At 64.3% G+C, this 21,524-nt stretch carries 19 protein-coding genes; 5 read left to right on the top strand and 14 right to left on the bottom strand.

The features are described from left to right. Positions 1–46: 46 nt before the first annotated feature. From ACSVDO_RS25460 to ACSVDO_RS25520, 13 genes are all read right to left on the bottom strand, one after another. A complete protein-coding gene (locus tag ACSVDO_RS25460; RefSeq protein ID WP_489597846.1) occupies positions 47–1,666 on the bottom strand; it encodes a methyl-accepting chemotaxis protein in 1,620 nt (539 codons plus the stop codon). A 151-nt stretch (positions 1,667–1,817) separates the two neighbouring features. Beyond that, positions 1,818–2,663, bottom strand: coding sequence for a fumarylacetoacetate hydrolase family protein (locus ACSVDO_RS25465; RefSeq protein ID WP_489597847.1), 846 nt, complete (start codon positions 2,661–2,663; stop codon positions 1,818–1,820). Between the two features lie 20 nt (positions 2,664–2,683). Next, positions 2,684–3,082 (bottom strand): nuclear transport factor 2 family protein, encoded by a 399-nt coding sequence (locus ACSVDO_RS25470; RefSeq protein ID WP_489597848.1) that lies wholly within the window; start codon positions 3,080–3,082, stop codon positions 2,684–2,686. Next, the gene (locus tag ACSVDO_RS25475) at positions 3,082–3,864 is read right to left on the bottom strand and encodes an SDR family oxidoreductase (RefSeq protein ID WP_489597849.1); all 783 of its coding nucleotides are present in this window, start codon (positions 3,862–3,864) and stop codon (positions 3,082–3,084) included. Before ACSVDO_RS25475 ends, ACSVDO_RS25470 begins: the two co-directional genes overlap by 1 nt. 21 nt (positions 3,865–3,885) lie before the next feature. After that, complete coding sequence (locus ACSVDO_RS25480) at positions 3,886–4,800, bottom strand: cupin domain-containing protein (protein WP_489597850.1); 915 nt, start codon at positions 4,798–4,800, stop codon at positions 3,886–3,888. 38 nt (positions 4,801–4,838) lie between these two features. Continuing rightward, the gene (locus tag ACSVDO_RS25485) at positions 4,839–5,567 is read right to left on the bottom strand and encodes a dienelactone hydrolase family protein (RefSeq protein ID WP_489597851.1); all 729 of its coding nucleotides are present in this window, start codon (positions 5,565–5,567) and stop codon (positions 4,839–4,841) included. Positions 5,568–5,611: 44 nt separating this feature from the next. Beyond that, positions 5,612–6,802 carry an MFS transporter gene (locus ACSVDO_RS25490; RefSeq protein WP_489597852.1) on the bottom strand — a complete coding sequence of 397 codons (1,191 nt, stop codon included), beginning with the start codon at positions 6,800–6,802 and terminating at the stop codon, positions 5,612–5,614. Positions 6,803–6,871: 69 nt separating this feature from the next. Next, complete coding sequence (locus tag ACSVDO_RS25495) at positions 6,872–7,825, bottom strand: SphA family protein (RefSeq protein ID WP_489597853.1); 954 nt, start codon at positions 7,823–7,825, stop codon at positions 6,872–6,874. A 363-nt stretch (positions 7,826–8,188) separates the two neighbouring features. Then, on the bottom strand, positions 8,189–9,115 hold the full coding sequence (locus ACSVDO_RS25500; protein WP_489597854.1) for a LysR family transcriptional regulator: 927 nt from the start codon (positions 9,113–9,115) through the stop codon (positions 8,189–8,191). A gap of 62 nt (positions 9,116–9,177) precedes the next feature. Continuing rightward, positions 9,178–10,443 carry an FAD-dependent monooxygenase gene (locus ACSVDO_RS25505; protein WP_489597855.1) on the bottom strand — a complete coding sequence of 422 codons (1,266 nt, stop codon included), beginning with the start codon at positions 10,441–10,443 and terminating at the stop codon, positions 9,178–9,180. 65 nt (positions 10,444–10,508) lie between these two features. Next, entirely contained in the window at positions 10,509–11,372 is an 864-nt protein-coding gene (locus ACSVDO_RS25510) for an alpha/beta hydrolase (RefSeq protein ID WP_489597856.1), read from the bottom strand. A 27-nt stretch (positions 11,373–11,399) separates the two neighbouring features. Then, positions 11,400–12,830: an aldehyde dehydrogenase family protein gene (locus tag ACSVDO_RS25515; protein ID WP_489597857.1), complete on the bottom strand. Its 1,431-nt coding sequence runs from the start codon at positions 12,828–12,830 to the stop codon at positions 11,400–11,402. Next, positions 12,827–13,699, bottom strand: coding sequence for a VOC family protein (locus tag ACSVDO_RS25520; RefSeq protein WP_489597858.1), 873 nt, complete (start codon positions 13,697–13,699; stop codon positions 12,827–12,829). The genes ACSVDO_RS25515 and ACSVDO_RS25520 overlap by 4 nt, the downstream gene beginning before the upstream one ends. Positions 13,700–14,316: 617 nt before the next feature. On the opposite strand from ACSVDO_RS25520, the gene ACSVDO_RS25525 reads away from it, so the two are divergent. From ACSVDO_RS25525 to ACSVDO_RS25535, 3 genes are read left to right on the top strand one after another with little or no spacing between them, the layout of a single operon-like run. Continuing rightward, the gene (locus ACSVDO_RS25525; protein ID WP_489597859.1) at positions 14,317–15,372 is read left to right on the top strand and encodes a Rieske 2Fe-2S domain-containing protein; all 1,056 of its coding nucleotides are present in this window, start codon (positions 14,317–14,319) and stop codon (positions 15,370–15,372) included. 5 nt (positions 15,373–15,377) lie between these two features. Continuing rightward, a complete protein-coding gene (locus tag ACSVDO_RS25530) occupies positions 15,378–16,337 on the top strand; it encodes a PDR/VanB family oxidoreductase (RefSeq protein ID WP_489597860.1) in 960 nt (319 codons plus the stop codon). A 21-nt stretch (positions 16,338–16,358) separates the two neighbouring features. Continuing rightward, positions 16,359–18,143 carry an FAD-dependent monooxygenase gene (locus ACSVDO_RS25535; RefSeq protein ID WP_489597861.1) on the top strand — a complete coding sequence of 595 codons (1,785 nt, stop codon included), beginning with the start codon at positions 16,359–16,361 and terminating at the stop codon, positions 18,141–18,143. A gap of 23 nt (positions 18,144–18,166) precedes the next feature. Here ACSVDO_RS25535 and ACSVDO_RS25540 read toward each other — a convergent pair whose 3' ends face one another. Then, positions 18,167–18,970 carry an IclR family transcriptional regulator gene (locus tag ACSVDO_RS25540; RefSeq protein WP_489597862.1) on the bottom strand — a complete coding sequence of 268 codons (804 nt, stop codon included), beginning with the start codon at positions 18,968–18,970 and terminating at the stop codon, positions 18,167–18,169. Positions 18,971–19,220: 250 nt separating this feature from the next. Between ACSVDO_RS25540 and ACSVDO_RS25545 the strand changes: the two genes are divergently transcribed. Together ACSVDO_RS25545 and ACSVDO_RS25550 are read left to right on the top strand one after the other, a co-directional pair. Further along, positions 19,221–19,772 carry a VOC family protein gene (locus ACSVDO_RS25545; protein ID WP_489597863.1) on the top strand — a complete coding sequence of 184 codons (552 nt, stop codon included), beginning with the start codon at positions 19,221–19,223 and terminating at the stop codon, positions 19,770–19,772. Positions 19,773–19,821: 49 nt separating this feature from the next. Continuing rightward, positions 19,822–21,504: a bifunctional 3-(3-hydroxy-phenyl)propionate/3-hydroxycinnamic acid hydroxylase gene (locus ACSVDO_RS25550; RefSeq protein WP_489597864.1), complete on the top strand. Its 1,683-nt coding sequence runs from the start codon at positions 19,822–19,824 to the stop codon at positions 21,502–21,504. Positions 21,505–21,524 lie beyond the last annotated feature (20 nt).

Genomic DNA, 21,524 nt, shown 5'->3' on the forward strand with positions numbered 1-21,524 from the left:
GCCTGAAGTGATGATGGTTCTAGTCAATGGGGAACATGGCATTCCCTCACGCCGCCGCAATCTGTGCCAGCTGCCTTGGCAAGGCTCCCGGCGGTCTGACGAACACCTTCGATCCACGAACGCCTGCCAGCTCGAAGAACCCCACGGCACCGACCAGCTCCGCGGTCTGGTGGTTCAAGCTGGTGGCTGCTGCCGCCATCTCCTCCACCAGCGCTGCATTCTGCTGGGTGACCTGGTCCATCTGCTGCACCGTCTCGCTGACCTGGGCCACACCCTGGCTTTGCTCCTCGCTGGCGGATCGAATCTCGTTCATGGTGGCGTTCACGCGCTGGATGGCGGCAACCACTTCGTCCATCGTATGGCCAGCCGCTTGCGCGAGGGTGGTGCCGCTGTCGACGCGGCTCACGCTGTCGCCGATCAAGTCCTTGATTTCCTTGGCAGCCTGAGCGCTGCGTACGGCCAGGCCGCGAACTTCGCTGGCCACGACGGCAAAGCCCAAGCCCTGCGCTCCGGCCCTGGCCGCCTCCACGGCGGCATTCAGCGCCAGGATATTGGTCTGAAATGCGATGCCGTCGATGACAGCGATGATCTCGGCAATCTTCCGGCTCGCCTGGTTGATCCCGCGCATGGTGTCCACCACCTGCCCGACCACAACCCCGCCCTTGATGGCCACGGCCAACGCTTGCTGCGCCGACTCGCTCGCCTGACGGGCATGTGCGGAGTTCTGCGTCACGGCCAAGCTGAGTTCGGCCATGGAGGCTGCCGCTTCCTGCAGCGCACTGGCCTGTCTTTCCGTGCGTGCAGACAGGTCCTGATTGCCCAGGGCAATTTCGCCGCTGGCCACGCAGACCGAGTCACTCCCCTGTCGTACGCGCGTGACCACCTGGACCAGGCTGGTCCGCATCTGCGCCAGATTAGCCAGCAGTTGGCCGATCTCGTCCTTGCCGCTGGCTGGAACTTGACAATCCAGGCGCCCGCGCGCCACCTCCCTGGTGACCCGGACCGCCTCCGCCAGACCTCGGCTGATCGATTGGCTCAGGCTCCAGCCAACCAGCAGGCCGATGATGGTAATGCCCATAAGCAGCAGGATGAGCGTCCATTGCACCTGCGCATAGAGCGCGCCCGCGCGCTCGCTGGCCTGCCGGCCGCCCTGGGACGCAAGTTCGGCCAGTTCATGCAGGCTGTCGCCGAGCTGGGTGACGGTCTGCCGGCCCGCACCGCCCAGCAGGGCTGCGGCTGCGTCGTGCTCAAAGCCGTTGGAATGCTTCAACAGCTCCTGCGCCTGGCCGCGATAGGTTTTCCATAGGGCCTGCACGACTCCCAACTGCTTTTTTTCGCTGGCGCCAAGGTCGAGCTTGCTGAGTTCATGCAGTTGCCGCTCGCCATCGGTCAGAAACACCTCCAGCAGCGCGCCCAACTGTTCCTTTTGCTGGCTGCTCCTGCTGAGCAAGTGGTCAGACTGGACGGCGCGGATGCGGGCACTCATTTCGGCCACCCCGGCACACAAGCGCATGGCGGGCATCCAATGCGCGGTCATCAACGTGGACTGGGCATTGACGCGACTGGTTTGCGCGATGCTGTAGAGCCCCTGCACGAAAACCAGCACGAGAATGAGCAGAAAGCCAGCCATGAGTCGGGTACGGATCTTGAGGTCTTTGGGTCGCATGGTGCTTGTCTGGTTTTGGAATTGCAACCGCTGCCGCTGCGGCAAGCAGTCGAGTCATGCGGCATCGAGGGGCGCAAGCGGGGACGGCCCTTTGGCTGCATGGTCATGCGCCATGCCATCGACAGCGGCCACCCCTGCCCCGGACCGGCGATCAGCCCGCAATCACTCGGTTCTCGATGGCACCCAGCTGCTCGATCTCCGCCCTGACGACATCGCCTACCTGCAGCGTCCTGTTGATCGCCACGCCCACACCCGACGGCGTGCCCGTCGCGATCACGTCGCCGGGCTCCAGCGTCATGACGGTGGAGAGGTATTCGATCTGTGCCCAGATGTCGTGGACCATGTCGGCCGTAGGCATCTTCTGGCGGACTTCGCCGTTGACCGTGAGCGTCATGTCCAGCTGCATGGGGTCGGCGATTTCGTCGTCCGTGGTCAGCCAGGGGCCTAGGGGCCCATGGGTGTCGAAGGACTTGCCGAGCGTGAAGGTGGGCGAGCGCGTCTGCCAGTCGCGCGCCGTCACGTCGTTGGTGACCAGATAGCCGGCGATCACGCTGCGCGCGTCGGCGGCGCGCACGCGCCGGCAGCGCTGGCCGATGACCACGCCCAGCTCGATCTCATAGTCGAGCACCTTGCACTCGGGCGGAAACTCGATGGCGTCGAACGGGCCGCTGATGCACGAGACCTGCTTGTTGAACCACAGCTGGCTCGTGGGAATCGGCACGCCGGCAGCCCTGGCTTCCTCGGCATGCTCCTTGTAGTTCAGGCCTATGGCCAGGTATTTCTGCGGGTCGTTGATCGGTGCCTCGAGGCGCACCTGGTCGAGCGCGAAGCCGGGCGCAGTCACCGCTTCCAGCCTGGCGCGCAGCGCGTTCCATTGCGCCAGCACGGCGCGCATCGAGTCGCTTGCGCCGGTGACCGCGGACAGGTCAACCACCTGCCCCGCCACCAGCTTGCCTATGCGGGTCTTGCCCGCCTGGGTGAATCGAACCAATTTCATTGTTTTTTCCTGTGTGTTTTCTAGGGGAGTGGCGTGAGCTGGAAGTGCATGAACTGCCAGCCGTCCGCGCTGCGGCGCACGATCTGCGTGACCATGCCGCGCAGATCGCTCAGGCTGGCATCGGGCGCGCGCATGCAGTTGCGGATGGCGCCCGTCATCACGGCCGCGTCGGCGCCCAGCACCCGGATCTCCAGGGGCCCGCGCTCTATGGCCGCAAAGCCGCGCCTGGCCTCGATATGCGCCAGCAGGCCGGCCTTGTCGTGCACCAGGCCCACGCTGTGGATGTGCACCAGATCCTCGGCAAACATCTGCGCGAGCGCCGGCAGATCGACCGCCAGCAGGGCCGCCTGGCGGCGGCGCTCCAGATCGAGGCATGCGGCGCGAACCTCGGCCACGCGCGAGATGGCTTGTGCTGACATCAGACCAGGCCCTCGTACGATCCGCCGTCGAGCTGCAGGTTCTGACCCGAGATGTAGCCCGCGAGCGCGCTGCACAGGAAGGCGCAGGCCGCGCCAAACTCCTCGGGCCGGCCCATGCGCCCGGCATTGATGGAAGCGGCGATGCGGCGGCGCGCCTCTTCGTGCGTGATGCCGTCCGCGGCCATCATGCGCTGGGCCATGAACTCCTGGCGCGGCGTGTCTATGCGCTCGGGCAGCAGGTTGTTGATGGTCACGTTGTCGACCACCACCTCGGCGCTGATGGCCTTGCTGATCGCGGTCAGCGCGGTGCGCGCCGAAGTCGACAGCCCCATCATGTAATGCGGCGTCTTCACCATCGCGGAGGTGATGTTGATGATGCGGCCGAACTTGCGCGCACGCATGCCGGGCACATAGGCGCGCATCAGTTGCACGCCCGGAATCATGTTGGCCTGCATCGCGCCCAGCAAGGCCTGCTCCGTCCAATCATCAAGCGCGCCGGGCGGCGGGCCCGCGTTGTTGTTCACCAGAATGTCCACATGCGCCAGCCGCTGCACGATCAGCGCGCGGCCGTCGGCCGTGGTCAGGTCCGCGGCGATGCAGTCCACCTGTGCACCCGCAACGCCGGCGCGCAACTCCTGGGCCGCCGTCTCCAGCTTCGCGGCATCGCGGCCGTTGAGGGTGACATGCACGCCCTCGCGTGCCAGTGCCTGCGCGCAGGCAAAACCCAGACCCTGCGACGAGGCGCAGATGAACGCGTGGCGTCCCTTGATTCCCAGATCCATTTTTGACTCTCGAAGTAAAACTTATGCAGACTGGCCGAAATTGAGTTCCAGCAGCCGCCCCTGTGCGGCTCCCACCACACGCGCCTGCAGCGGCGCAGCGCGGTCCGCCATCACAGCCGTATGCGCGGCGCAGCGCCGGGTGGTGTCGCCCACGGTGATGTCCCACTCCCCGGCGGTCACGTAGAAGTAGCGCGGGCCCAGGCCGAAATCGGCGAAATCGCAGAACGCCGCGCCCGCGGCGCAATGCACTTCGCGCACCAGCTGGCGCTGGCTGGACTGGGCGGTGCCGAGCAGCGTGGCCACGGTGAAGCCGTCCATCGCGGTCTGCGGCGCCTGCGCATAGTCCGTGAACAGCGCGCTGGCGGGTGCCAACGCCCCGCCCTCGCTTCCCGGCGCCAATGGGATGGGTGCTTCTTGCGGCGAGAAGATCGTGCGATAGCGCGGCGCGGCCACGATGTCCGGGCGCTCGCCCCTGGCCGCCGAATCGCCCATGCCGATATAAAAGCGCTCATGCCCTGCGGGCGCGTTCCAGCTGAGCACGCGCGCAATGTCGTTCGGTCCTTCGAGCGCGCCGAAGGCGTGGGCGGTGTGCGCCGGGGCGTGGATCAGCGTGCCGGGTCCGGCTTCCTGCACCACGGCGCCGGCCTGAAAGCGCCAACGGCCTTCAAGCACATAGAACGTCTCGTCTTCGGTGGTCTGATGGTGCAGCGGCACGGAGGAACCAGCGACTGCCGTCTGGTCGTAGAGACCGACCTGGCCGGCGGTCTCCTCGCCGCGCAGCAGGATGTAGATGGGTCCGCCCGGGGCGTCGACCACGGGGCGGCCGGCGCGTGTGACGAACCGGGTCTCGGTCTTCAGGGCGCGCCAGCCCTGGCGCAGTGCATCGAATTCCTGCGCCGTGCGCACCGGCGCGATTCCCGCATCAAGTGCGTTCATGACATTGTCTCCTTGGGATATGGGTTGCAGGTGCCGGATCAGGCAAGCGTTTCCTGCAGGAACCGGTTCATCGCCAGCCAGGCGCGGCGCGCGGCCGGCTCGCTGTAGGCGATGGCCTGGGGCTGATTGGCGCGGTCCGCATCGGGACGCGTGAAGCCGTGCCTGACATGGCCGTAGAGATTCACCTCCCAGTCCACGCCCGACTGCGTGAGGCCGCGCTGCAGGAATGCGAGCGAGGATTCGCTGGCCATCGGGTCCTGGGCCCCTGTCAGCACCAGCGCCCTGGAAGATGTGCGCGCCGCACGCCAGTCCTGTCCCACCAGATCCAGGCCGCCGTGCAAACTCACCACACCCGCCACATCGCGCTGCGTGCGCAGGAACTCCAGTGCCGACGCGCCACCGAAACAGTAGCCCGCAAGCGCGATGCGCGCGACCTCGAGGTCCGCATGCTGCGCCAGCGTCTCGACCGCCGCGCGTATGCGGCCCATCCACTGCACGCGGTCGCTCGCCAGGCGGCCTATCGTCGGCCCGATCTCCGCTTCGGCGCGCAGCTGGCGGCCATCGCCCCAGAGGTCCGCGGCCAGCACCGCATAGCCTTCGGCGCCCAGGCGCAGCGCCTGCTCGCGCACGAAGTCGCCGACGCCGAAGGCGTCATGGAGGAGTACCACGCCGGCGCGCGCGACGGGGGTTTTCGGCTGGGCCAGAAAGCCCTTCAGCTTTTGCGCGCCAAAGGAATACTCTAGGGGGTTGCTCTGCAGCTCGGTCATGGGACTTGCGTGTTGAAGGGGGAAAATCGGGCGATGGTGCTGGCTCAGGTCGCAGCGCGCGGCGGTGTGCGCTTCGGCTGTGCGGCGTCGGCGTGCTGCGGGTGATCGATGCGCGACAGGATGGGAATGCGGAACAGACACACCAGCAGACCGGCGCCAATGGCAATCAGCATGGGCTGCGGTGTGGGCGCGGCCATGGCGCCGAAGAACACCGGTGCGCCCAGCAGCACGCCCAGCAGCGTGAGCTGCGTGACCAGGCCGCTGGTCGCGCCCATGCTGTCGCGCGTCGGTGCGACCGAAGGCGTGAAGATGATCATTCCGGTCAGCAGACCGCTGAAGAACATGAAGAGCCACGAGCAGGCGATGGACGCTTCTATGCCTATCGGGAACGCAAAGATCGCCAGCGCCGGCACGCCCGTGAGAACGATGGCGACGATGTTGACCTTGAGCGGCGAAACGCCCTTGTCCAGCAGCTTGCCGAACAGCAGGCAGCCCAGCATGTTCAGCACCATGGCGCCTATGTTCCAGACATTGATCACGGCCGGGTCGGCGCCGTACTTCTGGGCCAGATAAGGACCGAGCACCGTCATGATGCCCACGTGCAGGAACGCGTCGCCGCCTATGCCCAGGCCCAGCAGGTAAGGCCAGGGCGACTTGAGCACGCCGCGCACGCCACGGGTGCGTGAAACCTGCTCACCTTCCTTGTCGCGCGACGGCAGGGTCGTCAGACAGATCACGAGCAGCAGGATGCTCGCGCCCGCATGCGCCCAGAACGCACCGCGCCAGTCGCCCAGATCGCGCAGCCAGCCGGAAGTCAGGAACGGGATGATGAAGCTCAGCGGCACAAACGTGGACCACACGGCCAACGCCATGGTGCGATGCTCGATAGGCGTCAGGCGCACCAGCATGGTGATCGCGGACACCGCCACCAGCACGTAGCCCAGCCCCGAGATGAAGCGCCCGGCCAGCAGCATGTTGATGCTGGACGAGGCAATCACCAGGCCATCGCCGGCCACCATCAGCGCCGTGCCGACGAACAGCATTTTCTTGTCGCCCAGCTTGTCGACAAAATAGCCGGCAATCAGTGCGCCCAGCGCCACCACCAGCGACGGCATGGACACCACCAGGCCCAGGATGGACTTGTCTTCGGGGCGGAACTCGCGCGCGATGAATGAAATCTCTGGCACTGCGGAGCCCACCGTCATGGCGGCCAGCACACCCAGCAGGTAGATCACTGCGATTCGAAATACGACAGTTTTTATACTGGCGGCCATAATGTCTCCTTTTTTGTTTTCAGATATTCATCAGAAGGGGTGGACCCAGCGGATGTTCAGGGTTTTGCCAGACAGGTTGTTTTTATTGACCACCGGCAGATAGAAATTGGCCATGAAAATATTGTGCGGATCCATTCTCCACATCACTCCAGGGCCCATCGCCAAGCCCGTGGTCTTGCTTCCCGTCAGTTTCTCGCCATTTGCCTTGTCTTCGCTCAGCTGCTTGAAGTAATAGCCGCTGATGCCCGCCCGCCACTGTTCATTGATGGCGTAGCTGGCAGCAAAGTTGGCCCAGACCGCCTGACCCGATTGATAGTTCGTTATAAAAGGGGCAACACCGTCAGGCTCGCTGTTCTTTGCGTTGTAGAGATAATGCAGCCGGGTGCTCAACTCCAGTTTCTTGCTGGGCAGCCAGGTCATGGCCCAGCTGGGGTTGATAGACCAGTAATTCGTGCCGCGATTGGCCGAATATTTGGCATCGTACTGGCCCGTGGGCGCAAGAATATCGAGCTCGAAGCGCTGGGAAAATACCGGCCGGCCGTCCTGCATGACGGGGCGCATCTGCAGGTAGGCGCCCAGCGTCAGATCACCCAGGCCTATGCCGCTGCTCGAATGCAGCTGCACGGGACTGTCTGCGGCCGTCTTCGCGCCCAGGCGCACCAGCGGAAGAATGGCAGTAAAGCCCAGTCGTCCGCCGCCTATGGTCACATCGGTGTTGTACAGAATCTGGTGCAGCGACAGCTCGCTCTTGATGCGCGGGTCCTTGAGCAGCGGATTGGGCTCGCCGCTGGAATCCGTGGTCTTGTTGATGCGATTGACGCGAAACAGCTGGATATACGCCCAGCCCGGATCGTTGGAACCAAAACCATCCATGAAGCTGGTTCCGCCCAGATTCAAACCCTGGGGCTGGTGTACCGAGGCCTGCGCCGCACCGGTGGCAGCGATGCATGCCATGACGGCGTGGGCCATCCATTTCTTTTGCATTTCTTGTCTCCTTTTATTGATATCAAACCCAACCAAGCTCGGCCCAGGATATGCATTCAGGCCAATAAATCTCTTTATTCAACTTGACAACATTCCGCAGCTGAGAACACGAATGATGGCGAAATTTATCCCCATCCCACGGCGATATTTCGATAGATGAACATGACATGAGATATTTACTTCACCATGAATTACAGCCAGGCTGCGCCCTCGCCGGCAATATCGGGCGATTCATAGAAAAATCAAAAATATCAATAAAAAAATTGGACGATTAATATCCAACGTCATTGATTCGAGAAAGCACCAACTGCGCACTGCGGGCGCGATGGTCCCGCAGAGAAAACCCCTGCCCGCCGCAGAAAATCAGGCGTCTTCCATGGGACCATGGTGGCTGGCAAACCAGCGCTTGATGTGCGTGACGAACGACTGCACGAAGGATTCGTTCAGGCTGTTGCGCCGGTAGGCGACGCCAATGGGCCGCAGGTTGTGGACCTCGGCGATCTTCACTTCGGACACCAGCCCCACATCGATCAGCTTCTGCGCGATCACCGAAGGCAGCGCGACCAGATAGTCGGAGATCAGCAGCGTCTCGATGATCAGACTCGTCGAGGAGACCTCGAGCGAAATCATGTTCTTCTTGATGCCCAGCGCGCTCAGGAACGAATCCACATCCTTGCGAATCGGGTCGAACTCGGCGGAAATGATCCAGCGGAAGGCCTCCAGATCCTTGTTGCCGACCTGCACCTTGCTGACCAGCGGATGTCCCTTGCGCCCCACGACCATGAGATAGTTCTTGGTCAGGGCCTCGAACACATAGTCGTCGCCCGCCTTGCTGATTTGCACGCCGCCGAGCACCACATCGATCTTCTCGGCCTGCAGTTGCTCGACCAGCTCCAGCGTCGAGCCTGAACTCACCTGTATCACCGAATGGGTCTTTTCTTCGAGATACTCATGAATGGGCTTGGCCAGATAGGCGTTGGACAGCGTGTAGGCCAGGCCCAGGCGAATCTTGCCGAAGTCCCCCACGCGCAGGCCGTCGAAGTAGCCCGACACGCGCTGGTTGATCTCGAACAGCTTTTTCCCATAGGACGCGATCATCTTGCCTTCGTCCGTGGGCCGCGCTCCGGTCTTCCCCCGGCGCAGCAGCTTGACGCCCAGCCTCTCCTCCAGCACCCGGATATTGCGCGTGAGCCCCGGCTGGGTGATGTTGAGCTTCTCCGCCGCCCGGCTGTAGGAGCCCAGCTCCACGATCATGTGCAGCTGGATGATGTGCTTGGGATCGACGTTCATAGGGGCAAGGGCCCCGCGCGGTCATAAGCCATGCTCATCGTGTCTCCTGGACTGTGGTCTGTTTACTCGGCAAAGACCGAGCGGAAGCCGCTGGGCGCGCTGTCGTTCGGGCGCTTCATGCCGGCCAGCCGATGGTACTGCTTGAAAATCGAGTCGGCCTCCTCGAACGGCAAGACTTTTTCAATGTCGTCGAAGCGCTGGCCGCCGGTGCGTTCCTCGACGATGCGGCGCACGACTTCAGGACCATCGCCGCGGTTGGCCATCACGATCTTGTTGGCGATGGGCAGGCGCTGCGTTTCGTATTGCAGGAATGCCTCCTCGACCGAGTCGTGGATGGACAGGCATTCCGCGACCACGCGCGCATCGACAAAGGCCTGGCAGGCACCGTTGCCGCCGCGCGGGTACATGGCATGGGCCGCGTCGCCGATCAGCGTCACGCGCCCGAAGCTCCACTTTTGCAACGGATCGTGGTCGATCAGCGGGAAGACATAGACTTCCGACGCGTCGCGCAGCAGCTTGCCCGCGTCGATGAAGTCCAGTTCGCACTCGTCGAACATGTGCGCGATCTCCTTCACATCGGCTTTGGCGTTCCAGTCTTCCACGCCTGCGGGGCGGCCGTTTTGCTCGACCACCCAGTTGACCAGCGTATTGCCGTCGGCATCGATGTTGTCGGCAATCGGATAGACGATCAGGCTGCCCTGGCTGGGCGCGCCGATGTGCAAGATGGTGCCGCCGCCCTTGAACGGCTTCATCTTGGTGACCCCGCGCCACAGCGTGATGCCCGAGTAATGCGGCTCGTGCGACGCGGGATAGAGCTGGCGGCGCACGGCGGACTTGATGCCGTCGGCGGCGACGATGGCGTCGCAGCGGTATTCGCTCACGTTGCCCGCCTCGTCCTTGAACAGCGCCGTGGCCGAATCCGCATCCTGCGTGAAGCCCGTGCAGCGCATGCCCGACACCACGGCGTCCTTGCCCAGGCGTTCGATCACGGCCTTGTAGAGCATCATCTGCGCCGTGCCGCGGTGGATGTAGCGCATCGCATGCGCATAGCCCATGTGCGTGCCGCAGCGCTCGCCGTAGATTTCCTGGCCGTACTGGTTGTAATACAGCGACTCGGTCGCGTCCACCGAGTTGGCGTTGAGCTCGTCGAGCAGACCCAGCGCGGTGATTTCCTTGGTCGCATAGGTTTGCGACACGATGCCCACGCCCAGCGGACGGATTTCCCGCGCGGCTTCGAACACGATGGGCGCAAAACCCAGCGCATGCAGTTGCAGGGCCGTGGTGAGGCCGCCCAGGCCGGCGCCGATGATGGCGATCTTCTTTTTCATGGTTTGTCTCCTGTGAGCTGAAATGTGAGGTGGTTTTTGGATGCTCGTTCGGCGCTGCGTGCCGCTCAGGCGCTCGCGGGAAAGTTGCGCTGCAGCCAGTAGGCGAGGATTTCGATGAACATGCTGTCGCCGTCGGCAAAGGGGAAATGGTCGATTTCGCTGAGCAGATGCAGCTCGCAGCCCTTGCCTGCCTTCTGGAACAGCTCTATGGCCTGGCGCGTGGGCGTCACGCTGTCGTTGGCCGAGTGCACCAGCAGCAGGGGACGCGGCGCCATCAGCGCCACCACTTCGTTGGGGCGGAAGGCGCAGATGCTCTCCATGGTCTGGGACGTGAAGTCCATCACCGCGCCCGCGGGCAGGTGGCCGCGCATGTGCTCGGGAATCGGCACTATGTCCCAGCGCTTGACCATGAAGCTCTCGCCGGTCTTCTCGCGGTGGGCGCGGCCTTCGGCGATCTTGCCGGTGAACGCCGCCCATTGCGCGGGCGAAGCATGCTGGTCCCTGGACTTCTCGAGGCCGTCGCCCCAGCCGCCTATGGACACCACGGCCTTGACGCGTGCATCGACCGCGCCTGTATACACGTTCACTGCGGCGCCAAAGCTCTGGCCGCTCAGCATGATGCGGTCGGCGTCGACGAACTCCTGCGCGGCCATCCAGGAAATGGCGTTGCGCGTGTCCGCGACCTGATCGGTGCAGAGGATGTGGCCGCGCCGGCCCTGGCTGTCGCCGCAGCCGCGGTAGTCGAAGCGCAGCACCACGTAGCCCCAGGCTTCGTAGAGATCGGCTTCCTTCTCGTGCGTTGCGCCCTTGGTTCCGCCGAAGCCATGCGTGACGATCACGGCGGGACGCTTGCCGGCCATGCCGTCGGGCCGGTGCACCACGCCCGAGAGCGTCAGACCGTCGGAGGGAAAAGTGATTTCGTATTGCATGTGAATCCTGGTTTTCTGGTGCGCCGTTCAGTTGAACTGGATGGTCAGCGCCTTCTCGTAGCACATGGGCTTGAGCGCATCGATGCCGTTCTCGCGGCCGTAACCGCTGGCCTTGATGCCGCCCCATGGCAGGCAGGGATCGATCAGGCCGAAGCCGTTGACCCACACATTGCCCACATCGAGCGCGTCGGCGATGCGCAGCGCCTCGTCGAGGTCCTGCGTGAAGACGCCCGAGCTCAGTCCGTACTTGCTGCTGTTGGCCAGCTGCACGGCTTCGTCGATGCTGTCGTAGGCGAGCACGGCCGCCACGGGGCCGAACACCTCTTCCTGCACCAGCGTGGATGCGGGCGTGCACAGAAACAGCGTGGGCTCGAAGAAGAAGCCATCGCGCGCTATCCGCTGGCCGCCGATCAGCGCCTGGTCGCCTTCCCGGCGCGCCTGCTCGACATAGGCGGACACGCGCTGCAGGGCCTTGGCGCTGCCCAGCGGGCCGTAGCTGGTCTGCACAAGCGTGGCCTCGCCGATGTTCTGCGCCGCGATCTCGGCGCGCAGACCTTCGACGACGCGCTCCACTTGCGCGCGCGGCACCAGCAGGCGGGTGCCCGCGGCGCAGATCTGGCCCTGGTTGGCCATGAAGCCCAGCGCGGCAATCTTGATGGCGCGCGCGAAATCGGCGTTCTCGGTGATGATCTGCGCGGCCTTGCCGCCGAGCTCCAGCGTCACCGGCTTGGCCTGGCGCGCGGCGAGTGTGGCGATATGCGCCCCGACCTGTTCGCCGCCCGTGAACGAGACCTTCCTCACGCGCGCATCGAGCGTGAGCAGATCGCCTATCACCCGGCCCTCGCCGGGAATGACGTTGAACACGCCTTCGGGAAAACCGGCTTCGGCAAACAGCCCGGCGATGTACAGCGTGGCCAGCGACGCCTCTTCGGCGGGTTTGTAGACCACGGTATTGCCCGCCGCAATCGCCGGCAGCGCCTTCCAGCCCACGTACATGTTGGGCGCATTGCTGGCGGCAATCGCGGCGATCACGCCCAGCGGCTGCCAGCTCGTGGAGGCCACGGCGCGCTGGCCTTGCATGGGCGGCACATTGACGTTGCGGCCTTCGAGCTTGTCGGCCAGGCCGGCCACATAGCGCGCCGTGTCGATCAGGTTGGCCATGTCGGCCATCAGCGCAAAGCCGACGGGCTTGCCGTTGTCTATCGCCTCGAGGTAGGCCAGATGCTCCTTGTCGCGCTCGAACAGCGCGGCCAGCTGCAGCAGCAGGCGTGCGCGCTCGCGCGCCGGCACCTTGCGCCAGCTGGCGAACGCGCGGTCCGCCTTGGCGATGATGGCGTCCACATCCTGCGCCTGGGCGCAATGCAGCTCGCCTATCACCTGTCCGGTCGAAGGATTGCGCACCTCCTTGACCAGGGCGCTGCCCAGCACGTTGTGCACCAATGGAGTGTTCGTGGTCATGGCTTGTCTGCGTGGGTCATGGACGCTGGGCTGAGTTCGGGCGTTTCGAAGTTCTTCGCGAAATCCGGCGGCTCCGAATCGCCCCAGATGCTGCGCGTGCCCAGATGCACCCAATCCTGCGGCTCCCAGTGCTCGCCGTCATGGATGAAATCCATGTCCGAGAAGTACTCGTGCATGCTGTTCCAGGGGTCGCGCACATAGGCGAAAGTGTTCGATCCCACGAAGTGACGGCCCGGGCCCCAGCCCGCGATATAGCCCTTGTTGACCATCTGGCGCGCCGCGGCGCCGACTTCGTCGGTGGTCGCCACGTCGAAGCCCGCGTGGTGCAGGCCATAGGAAGTGGACTTGCCGAACGCCACGATGTGGTGATCGCTGCCGCCGCCGCTGTGCAGAAAGCTCAGGAACGAGGCCACGGTGTCGCTCAGCCGCAGCTGGAACACATCGTTGTAGAACTCGACTTTCCTGCCCGGATCGGTGGAGAACAGCACCACATGGCCCAGGCGGCGCGGCTTGATCGGCTTTTCATCCATCAGCGCGGTGCGGCCGCGGCGCACGCGGCGCATCTCGGCGGCGTTGAACGCCACGCGCGCGGCCTCGTCCCAGGGCGCCTCGTCGGCCACCTGCACATTGGTCAGCATGCCGTCGAAGTCCTTGAACCACAGGCCTTCGATGTCGCTGCCTTCCACCGTGCTGGTGAACGCCACGCCGCGCGCCGCCAGACGCTGGCGCATGCCTTCGAGGTGGGCGGCCGTGGTGCCGAAGCTCACGTAGTGCAGGCGCTTGCGCTTGCCTTCGGAAAGCACCACCTGGATTTGATCGCGGCCTTCGCAGCGGCAAATCAGCTTGCCATTTTCATAATCAGTCTTCAAACCGAAATCATCATAAAAAGCCTTGGCAATGCTCAGCTCCGGCACTTGCAAAGCAAAGTGCTGAATATTCACTACACCCATTTATGTCTCCCGTTGAAATCAGCCTGAAGTCTATTTTTCAAAACAACGAAGACCTAATCAAATAAAGCACATTTTTTATAACATCCATCAATAATTTTATGGAAAGTGGGTGTTAACCCTTGCTCCAGGCGATTCCTGAAAACATCCCGCCATGTTTTTGTTCAATGCGCACGGGAGGCCATGCATCTTGCATGAGATTGAACTGTGCCAAGTAGTGGCACTCGGCTCGCCATGAATTCCACCAATTGAACAGTTTTAGCCCCGTGGAAACCCTGAGTCAGGATGCCAACAGGAACGACCCAGCCTTGCGTCATCTATAAAAAAATGCGTTGAAAAAGCCCTATCCCATCAGCCAATTGCACTGGCACGGGGTATTTTCTTTCCTCAAGGGTAAACACTGAGTTACGCAAGAAATTCAATCCAGATAACCTGCCAACCGCATCGAATCCATCAAATAAATGATTCGTGATTGGATTTCCAAGGAAACCGGTTCCGTCCAATTTTTTTATACATAACCCACATTGAGGAGACTGGCGATGAAGCGTTTGCTGAAGAACACCTGGTACATGATTGGCTGGGAAAACGAACTCGCGAACGACGGCAAGTTCGCACGCGTGGTGGCCGAGACGGCGATCGTCGTTTTCCGGACCGCAGACGGTCAGCTGGGCGCGGTGCAGGACCGCTGCCCGCACCGCTTCGCGCCGCTGAGCCTGGGTGACGTGGTCAACGGCAATGTGGTCTGCCCCTATCACGGCCTGGAGTTCAACGCCCGGGGCGACTGCGTGAAGAATCCGTTCTCCGAGCGCATTCCCGCAGGCTGCAGGATTCCTTCGTACAAGGTGCTGGCCAAGCACTCGGTCGTCTGGATCTGGCTCGGCGACCAGGCGCTGGCCGACGAGGCGCTGATTCCCGATTACGCCTTCCTCGTGGACAGCGCCACCAATCGCACGGTGTGCGGACGTATCAGCGTGAAGGCCAACTACGAATACGTGGTGGACAACCTGATGGACGTGAGCCACATCGAGTGGACGCACCGCAAGACCTTTGGCGGCAACGGCCTGGTGCAGCAAGGCAAGCAGTCGCTCCAACAGAACGAGCAGGAGCTCTGGAACAACTGGTGGTTCGCCGATGTGCCGCAGCAGCCCATCCCTATCTACGAAAGCATTCCCTGGGAGCGCGTCGACATGTGGATAGACACGCGCTGGAATGCGCCCGGCAACGTGATGCTCAAGATCGGCGAAACGCCCGTGGGCGCAAGGCGCGAGCAAGGCATGGAACAGTTGCTGGCGCACATGGTCACGCCCGTGTCCGAGAACGAATGCCATTATTTCTGGGGCGTGGCGCGCGGCATCAACCTCGAGTCCGACGGCGAGGACGAGCGCCTGCGCCGCATGCTCGACTACGCGTTCGAGATCGAAGACCTGCCCTTGATCGAAGCCGCAGCCAAATCGGTGCAAGGCCATGAATTCTGGAGCCTCAAACCCGTGCATCTGGGCCCCGACAGCGGCTCCAACCGTGCACGCCGCATGCTCGAAGCCATGATCCAGCAGGAGCAGCAGGCACAGACAGAACCGGCCAGCGCCGCAGCCTGAGCGCCATGTCCCGACCACTCAACGCCTTCATCCACACCATGTCCTGCGAGGCGCAGGACATCGTCAGCCTGGACCTGCGTCCCGTCGCCGGCGAGACTTTTCCGGCGTTCACCGCGGGCGCCCACATCGACCTGCATCTGCCCAACGGCATGGTGCGCAGCTACTCGCTGAAGAACCGTCCGGACGACGCCCAGCGCTATGTGATCGGCGTGCTCAAGGATCGCGCCAGCCGTGGCGGCTCGCGCTGCGTGCACGAAACCCTGCGCGTCGGCATGCCGCTTGCCATCAGCGCGCCGCGCAACGCGTTTGCGCTGCATGAAGATGCGCCGCATTCCGTGCTGGTCGCCGGTGGCATAGGCATCACGCCGCTGCTGAGCATGGCCAAGCGCCTGGCCGGCATCGGCGCATCGGTAGAGGTGATCTACCTCGCGCGCAGCGCGCACAGCGCGGCGTTCGTCGACGAACTCCAGGCGCTGGGAATTGCGCTGCATCTGCACTTCGATGACGAAAACGCCGGCCCGGCCGATCTGCAGGCGCTGCTGGCCGCGCGCAACCAGCCCGGCACGCACTACTACGCCTGCGGTCCGGCCGTGATGCTGGACCACTTCACGGCCTGCTGCGAACGGCTGGGCCATGGCGAGCGCAGCCACATCGAGCGCTTCAACGCCGTGGCCGTGGCCGCGGCGCAGGACGCGCAGTCCCGGTACACCGTGGTGCTGCAGCGCAGCCGCAAGACGCTCGAAGTCCAGCGCGGCCAATCGCTGCTGCAGGCCATTCGCCAATGCGGCGTGCAGCCGCTCACAAGCTGCGAAGAAGGCCTGTGCGGCGCCTGCGAAACGCTGGTGCTCGAAGGCATTCCCGATCACCGCGACAGCGTGCTCTCGGACGCCGAACGCCAGGCCAACCAGCGCATGCTGATTTGCGTCTCGGGCTGCAAGAGCCAGCGGCTGGTGCTCGATCTTTAACTCCGCGATTTTCCCCTCATCATGAAACACCCTCTCGATATCGAAACCGACGTGCTGATCGTGGGCGGCGGCGCAACAGGTCTTTGCGCCTCTATGCTGCTGTCGCAATACGGCATCGCCAACTGCGTGGTCAGCAAATACCCGGCGACATCGGCGCTGCCCAAGGCGCATCTTCTGTCCATCAAGACCATGGAAATCTTCCGCGAAATCGGCGTCGAGGACGCGATACGCGCCGTGGCCTGTCCGGATGAAAACATGCGCTATGTCGGCTGGTACGCAGGCCTGGCCGGGCCCACGCCAGACCATGGCCGCGAAATCGCGCGCCTGGGCGCCTTCGGCCGCGGCGGCCTCGACAACGACTGGCGCGCGGCCAGCGACAACAGCTACACCAATCTCGCCCAGGCCCAGCTCGAGCCGCTGCTGCGCGCGCGCGCCGAGGAACTCGCGCCCGGCGGCATACGCTTCCATCACCAGTTCCAGTCGTTCAAGCAAGACGCGCAAGGCGTGCAGGCACAGGTGCTCGATCGCGACAGCGGCACCACCTACACCGTGCGCGCCAAATACCTGCTGGCCTGCGACGGCGGCCAGACCGTGGGCGCCCAGCTGGGCATCGAGATGCAGGGCCACGATGCGGTGGCGACCACCATCTCCGTGCACTTCGCGGCCGACCTGAGCCGCTACTTCCCCGCGGGCGAGACCAGCGACGTGCTCAACCGCACCATTCTGAACCCCGATGTGGGCGAACCCGGCGTGCTCGTGCCCATGGGGCCGACCACCTGGGGCGTGCATTCACCGCACTGGGTGTTCAACATGATCGCCGCGCCCGGCGAGCACAAGCCGTATACCGACGAGGAAGTCGCGCGCCGCACCTGTGCGATTCTAGGTATTCCACGCGAGCACATCGAGGTGCTGCAGATCTCGCGCTGGGCGCTCAACGCCACGGTGGCCTCGAAGTACCGCATCGGCCGCGCCTTCATTCTGGGCGATGCCGCGCACCGCATGCCGCCCGCAGGCGCCCATGGCCTGAACAGCGCCGTGCAGGACAGCTACAACCTGTGCTGGAAACTCGCCGCCGTGCTGCGCGGCGCAGCCGGCGATGCCTTGCTCGACACCTACGAGCACGAGCGCCGGCCGGTAGCGCAGATGATCGTCTCTTCCGCCTACGAAAACTGGCAGAACGCCTGGAAGATCGCCGCGGCGTTCGGTTTCTCACCCGGGCAAGGCCCGCAGGAGAACTGGGCCGCACTGCGCCGCCTGTGGGCCGAAGGCGCCGACGCCGACGCCGCACGCCGGCGGGCGACCGCGGGCATGGGCATTGCCCGCACCACATACAAACACCTGCAGGCCAACTTCGGCTATGTCTACGCGCAAGGCGCGCTGCTGGCGGACGATCTGCCCGCGCCCGCGCCGCTTGACGCCATCTGCGATTTCCGGCCCAGCACCAAGCCCGGCCACTCCCTGCCCCACGCCTGGCTGGAGAACACCGGGGGCCGCTACTCCATCTACGACCTCACCGCTGCGGGCCATTTCGTGCTGATTGCCGGCGAAGACGCCGGCGACTGGTGCGATGCCGCACGCGCCATTGCCCGTCAGCGCGGCATACCGCTGCATGCCTGCACCATAGGCATCGACAGGGGCGAGCATTTCGACCTCAGCGGCGAGTGGAGCAAGAAGCGCGAGTTCGGCCCTGGCGGTGCCATTTTGGTGCGTCCCGACCGCTTCATTGCCTGGCGCTCGATGGGCGCCAGCAGCAATGCGCGCGCGGCACTGGACCAGGCCTTGCAGGAAGTCCTGGCTTGGGCCTGATGCCAGGCCCGCGCACCGGCGGCTCAGGTCCGCTGCGCGTTGGCCTGGCTCCAATTGCTTTTGCGCAGGCGCGCCTCGATGTTGGCCGCCTCGCGCCGCAGCTGGGCCGCAATCTTCTGGATGCGCGAGTTGGGCATGCGCTGGGTCAGCGCCGCCACGCTGATCGCACCAATGGAGGTGCCCACCGAGTTGCGAAACGCCATGCCCACCGCGGTCACGCCCATGCTCACCTTGTTCTGCACCAGCGACATGCCGTCGGCAACCGTCTGGTCGCAGGCCTGCATCAGCAGGTCGGGGTTCATGTTGCCGAAGTCGGCCAAGGAGGGCTCCACGCGTTCGATGATGGCGCTGCGCTCGTGCGGCTCTATGGCCGCGAGAATCGCCAGCCCGCCCGCGCCCACGCCCAGCGGCCTGCGGCTGCCGACCTCCAGCACCAGGGCGCGGATGGGGAAAGGCCCCTCGCAGCGGTGCATGCAAACGGCCTCGAAACCGCTGCGCAGCACCAGATAGACCGTGTCCTCGGTGGCCTGCGCCAGATCGCGCATCGACGGCTCGCACAGATCGCGGATGTCATGCAGGCTCGATCCGGCCAGGCCGAGCTCGAACACCAGCGGCCCGAGCTTGTAGCGGTGCGTCTCGAAATGCTGGATGGCCAGGCCTTCGGCAATGAGCTGCTTGAGGATGCGGTGCGCCGTGGGATGCGGAATCCCCGCCTTCTCGGCCACCTCCGTCAGCGCCCGTCCGCGGCTGCCGGCGGTCGCCAGGATTTTGAGCAAGGCCACGCCGCGCTTGAGAGAGCCGGCGTCGGTGGTGATTTTCGAGTTCATTGGATGGACCCATGGGTGTTATCGGCAAGCGCCGCAGTAATCAACTCAGCGAACCTGCCCCGGCGGGCAATTTCACGTTCGTTTATCGGACACATGCCTTTTGTCTGTGAGCCTATTAGAAAACAATCAAGTCATGCGTCCACAGCAATGTCCGATAGGTGGACATTCCATGCGCATGCGAGCAGGCCGGCGCCCTGGCTCCCGCAAGGCGGGCGCCGCCGAAGCCAAACAACAACCGAAGGAAAACGACATGCTGTGCAAGAAACTTCATCACGCCGCCTTTCGCTGCAAGGACGCAGTGGAGACCACGCGCTTCTACACCGAGGTGCTGGGACTCAAATTCGCCCACGCCATGGGCGAGGACCATGTGCCCTCCACCGGCAAATACAGCCCGCACATCCACATCTTTTTCGAGATGCAAGACGGCAGCAACATTGCCTTCTTCGAATGCCCGCAGGACGCAGGTGAGCCTTCGGGCCGCGACCCGCATACCCCCGGCTGGGTGCAGCACTTCGCCTTCGAAGTGGAAAGCCTCGACGCACTGAGGCAGGCCAAGAAGGATCTGCAAGCCAAGGGGCTGAACGTGCTGGGCGAAACCAACCACGACGACTTCATCCAGTCGATCTACTTCTTCGATCCGTCCGGCCACCGCCTGGAGCTCACGGCCCGCACCTGCGACCCGGCGCGCTATCCCGAATTCGAGAAGGAAGCACCCGCGGTGCTCGACCTGTGGGCCCAGACGCATGACTGGTCGCAGCGCGAAAAGGTCTTTGGCGCGGCCAGCGGCTACCAGCGCGGCTGATCGGCAGGCCTGCGCCTTCAGTACCCTACAGAGCACAAAGAAAGAGCACATGAGCGAAAAAATCGGCGTCCACGCGGGCGACTACGACATCATCATTTCCGGCTACGGGCCCGCGGGCGCGACCATGGCGAACCTCATGGGCCAGCGCGGCTACCGCGTGGCCGTCATCGACCAGTTTGACGCCATCTTCGACAAGCCGCGCGCCATCACCGCCGACCAGGAAGTGATGCGCGTGTTCCAGGAGATCGGCCTGGCCGACGAAATCAACGCGCGCAGCACCCCCCACCCGGGCACCGACTTCGTTGGCATGGACGGCCAGGTGATCAAGCGCTTTTACCCCGCGCCTCCGCCCAACCAGCTCGCCTGGGAGCCTACCTGGATGTTTGTCCAGCCCGAGCTCGAAGCCACGCTGCGCCGGGGCGTGGCGCGCTTTGGCAACGTCACCGAACTGCTCGGCCACAGGCTCCTGCGCCACGAAAAGCGCGGCGACGGCGTGCAGGTCGAGCTCCAGCGTCTGTCCGATCAGCAGACGCTGCACCTGACCGGCCGCTACCTGCTCTCGTGCGAGGGCGCCAACAGCCCCATACGGCTGCGCGAGAACGCCAGCGTGGAAGACCTGGCTTTCGACGAATGGTGGATCGTGGTCGATCTGTGGATTCGCGGCCCGGTCGAGCTGCCCGAACGCTGCGTGCAGTATTGCCGCCCCTCGCGCCCCGGCACCTACATCGTCGGCCCGGACAACCTGCGCCGCTGGGAAATGAAGATGCTGCCCGGCGAGGACCCCGAGGAGTTCATGAAGAACCCGGCGCTGGTGATGAATGCGCTGTCGTCGTTTGTCGACACCACGCATCTGGAGCTGTGCCGCATTGCCGTCTACCGCTTCCACGCCGTGGTGGTCGACGACTGGCGCTTCGACCGCGTCTTCCTGCTGGGCGACAGCGCGCACCAGATGCCGCCATTTCTCGGCCAGGGCCTGTGCGCCGCGGTGCGCGACGCAGTCAACCTGGCCTGGAAGATCGACGGGGTGGAACGCCGCGGCTACAGCCCGCGCATTCTGGACACCTACGGTCACGAGCGCAAAAAGCATGTGCGCAGCGTCGTCGGCCATGCCAAGGCGTTCGGCCTGATCATCGGCGAACTCGACGCGGCCAGGGCGCGCCAGCGCGACGAGGAACTGGGCGCGCTGCTGCGTTCGGGCCAGGCGCAGACCGTTCGCCAGAAGTTCATTCCCGGCCTGGAAACCGGCGCACTGGCGCGCAACGCGGACGGCTCGCTGCTGACCGGCGCGGGCGACCTGTTCGTGCAGCCCTGGGTGCGCCAGGGCGAAGGCTGGACGCGCATGGACGACGTCATGCCCTGCGGCTTCTGGATTGCGACCACGCCCGAGCTGCCCACGCAAGAGTGGAGCCAGTTGCCCGCATGGCGGCGAATGAACGGACGCACGGTGGTCGTCCATGACAGCGCCTTCACCGCGCCCGGCAATGCGGATGCGCAAGTGCTGCATGTCGAGGAGCAGGAGCAGCTGTTCACGCAATGGCTCAGGCAGTACCGCGGCCTGGCCGTGCTGGTGCGCCCGGACCGCTATGTCTACGGCGTCGCGCACTCGCTGCAGGAACTCAAGACGCTGATCGAAGGCGCGGCCAAGGATCTGTTCGCGCCGCCGGGCCCGGCCGACGACCTGGGCCATGGCGTGCAGGATGCGCGCGCCGCGCTGGCACAGGTATCGGCCTGATTCCGGACCACGCCCATCGC

It is taken from the genome of Comamonas sp. DB36, assembly GCF_057914905.1.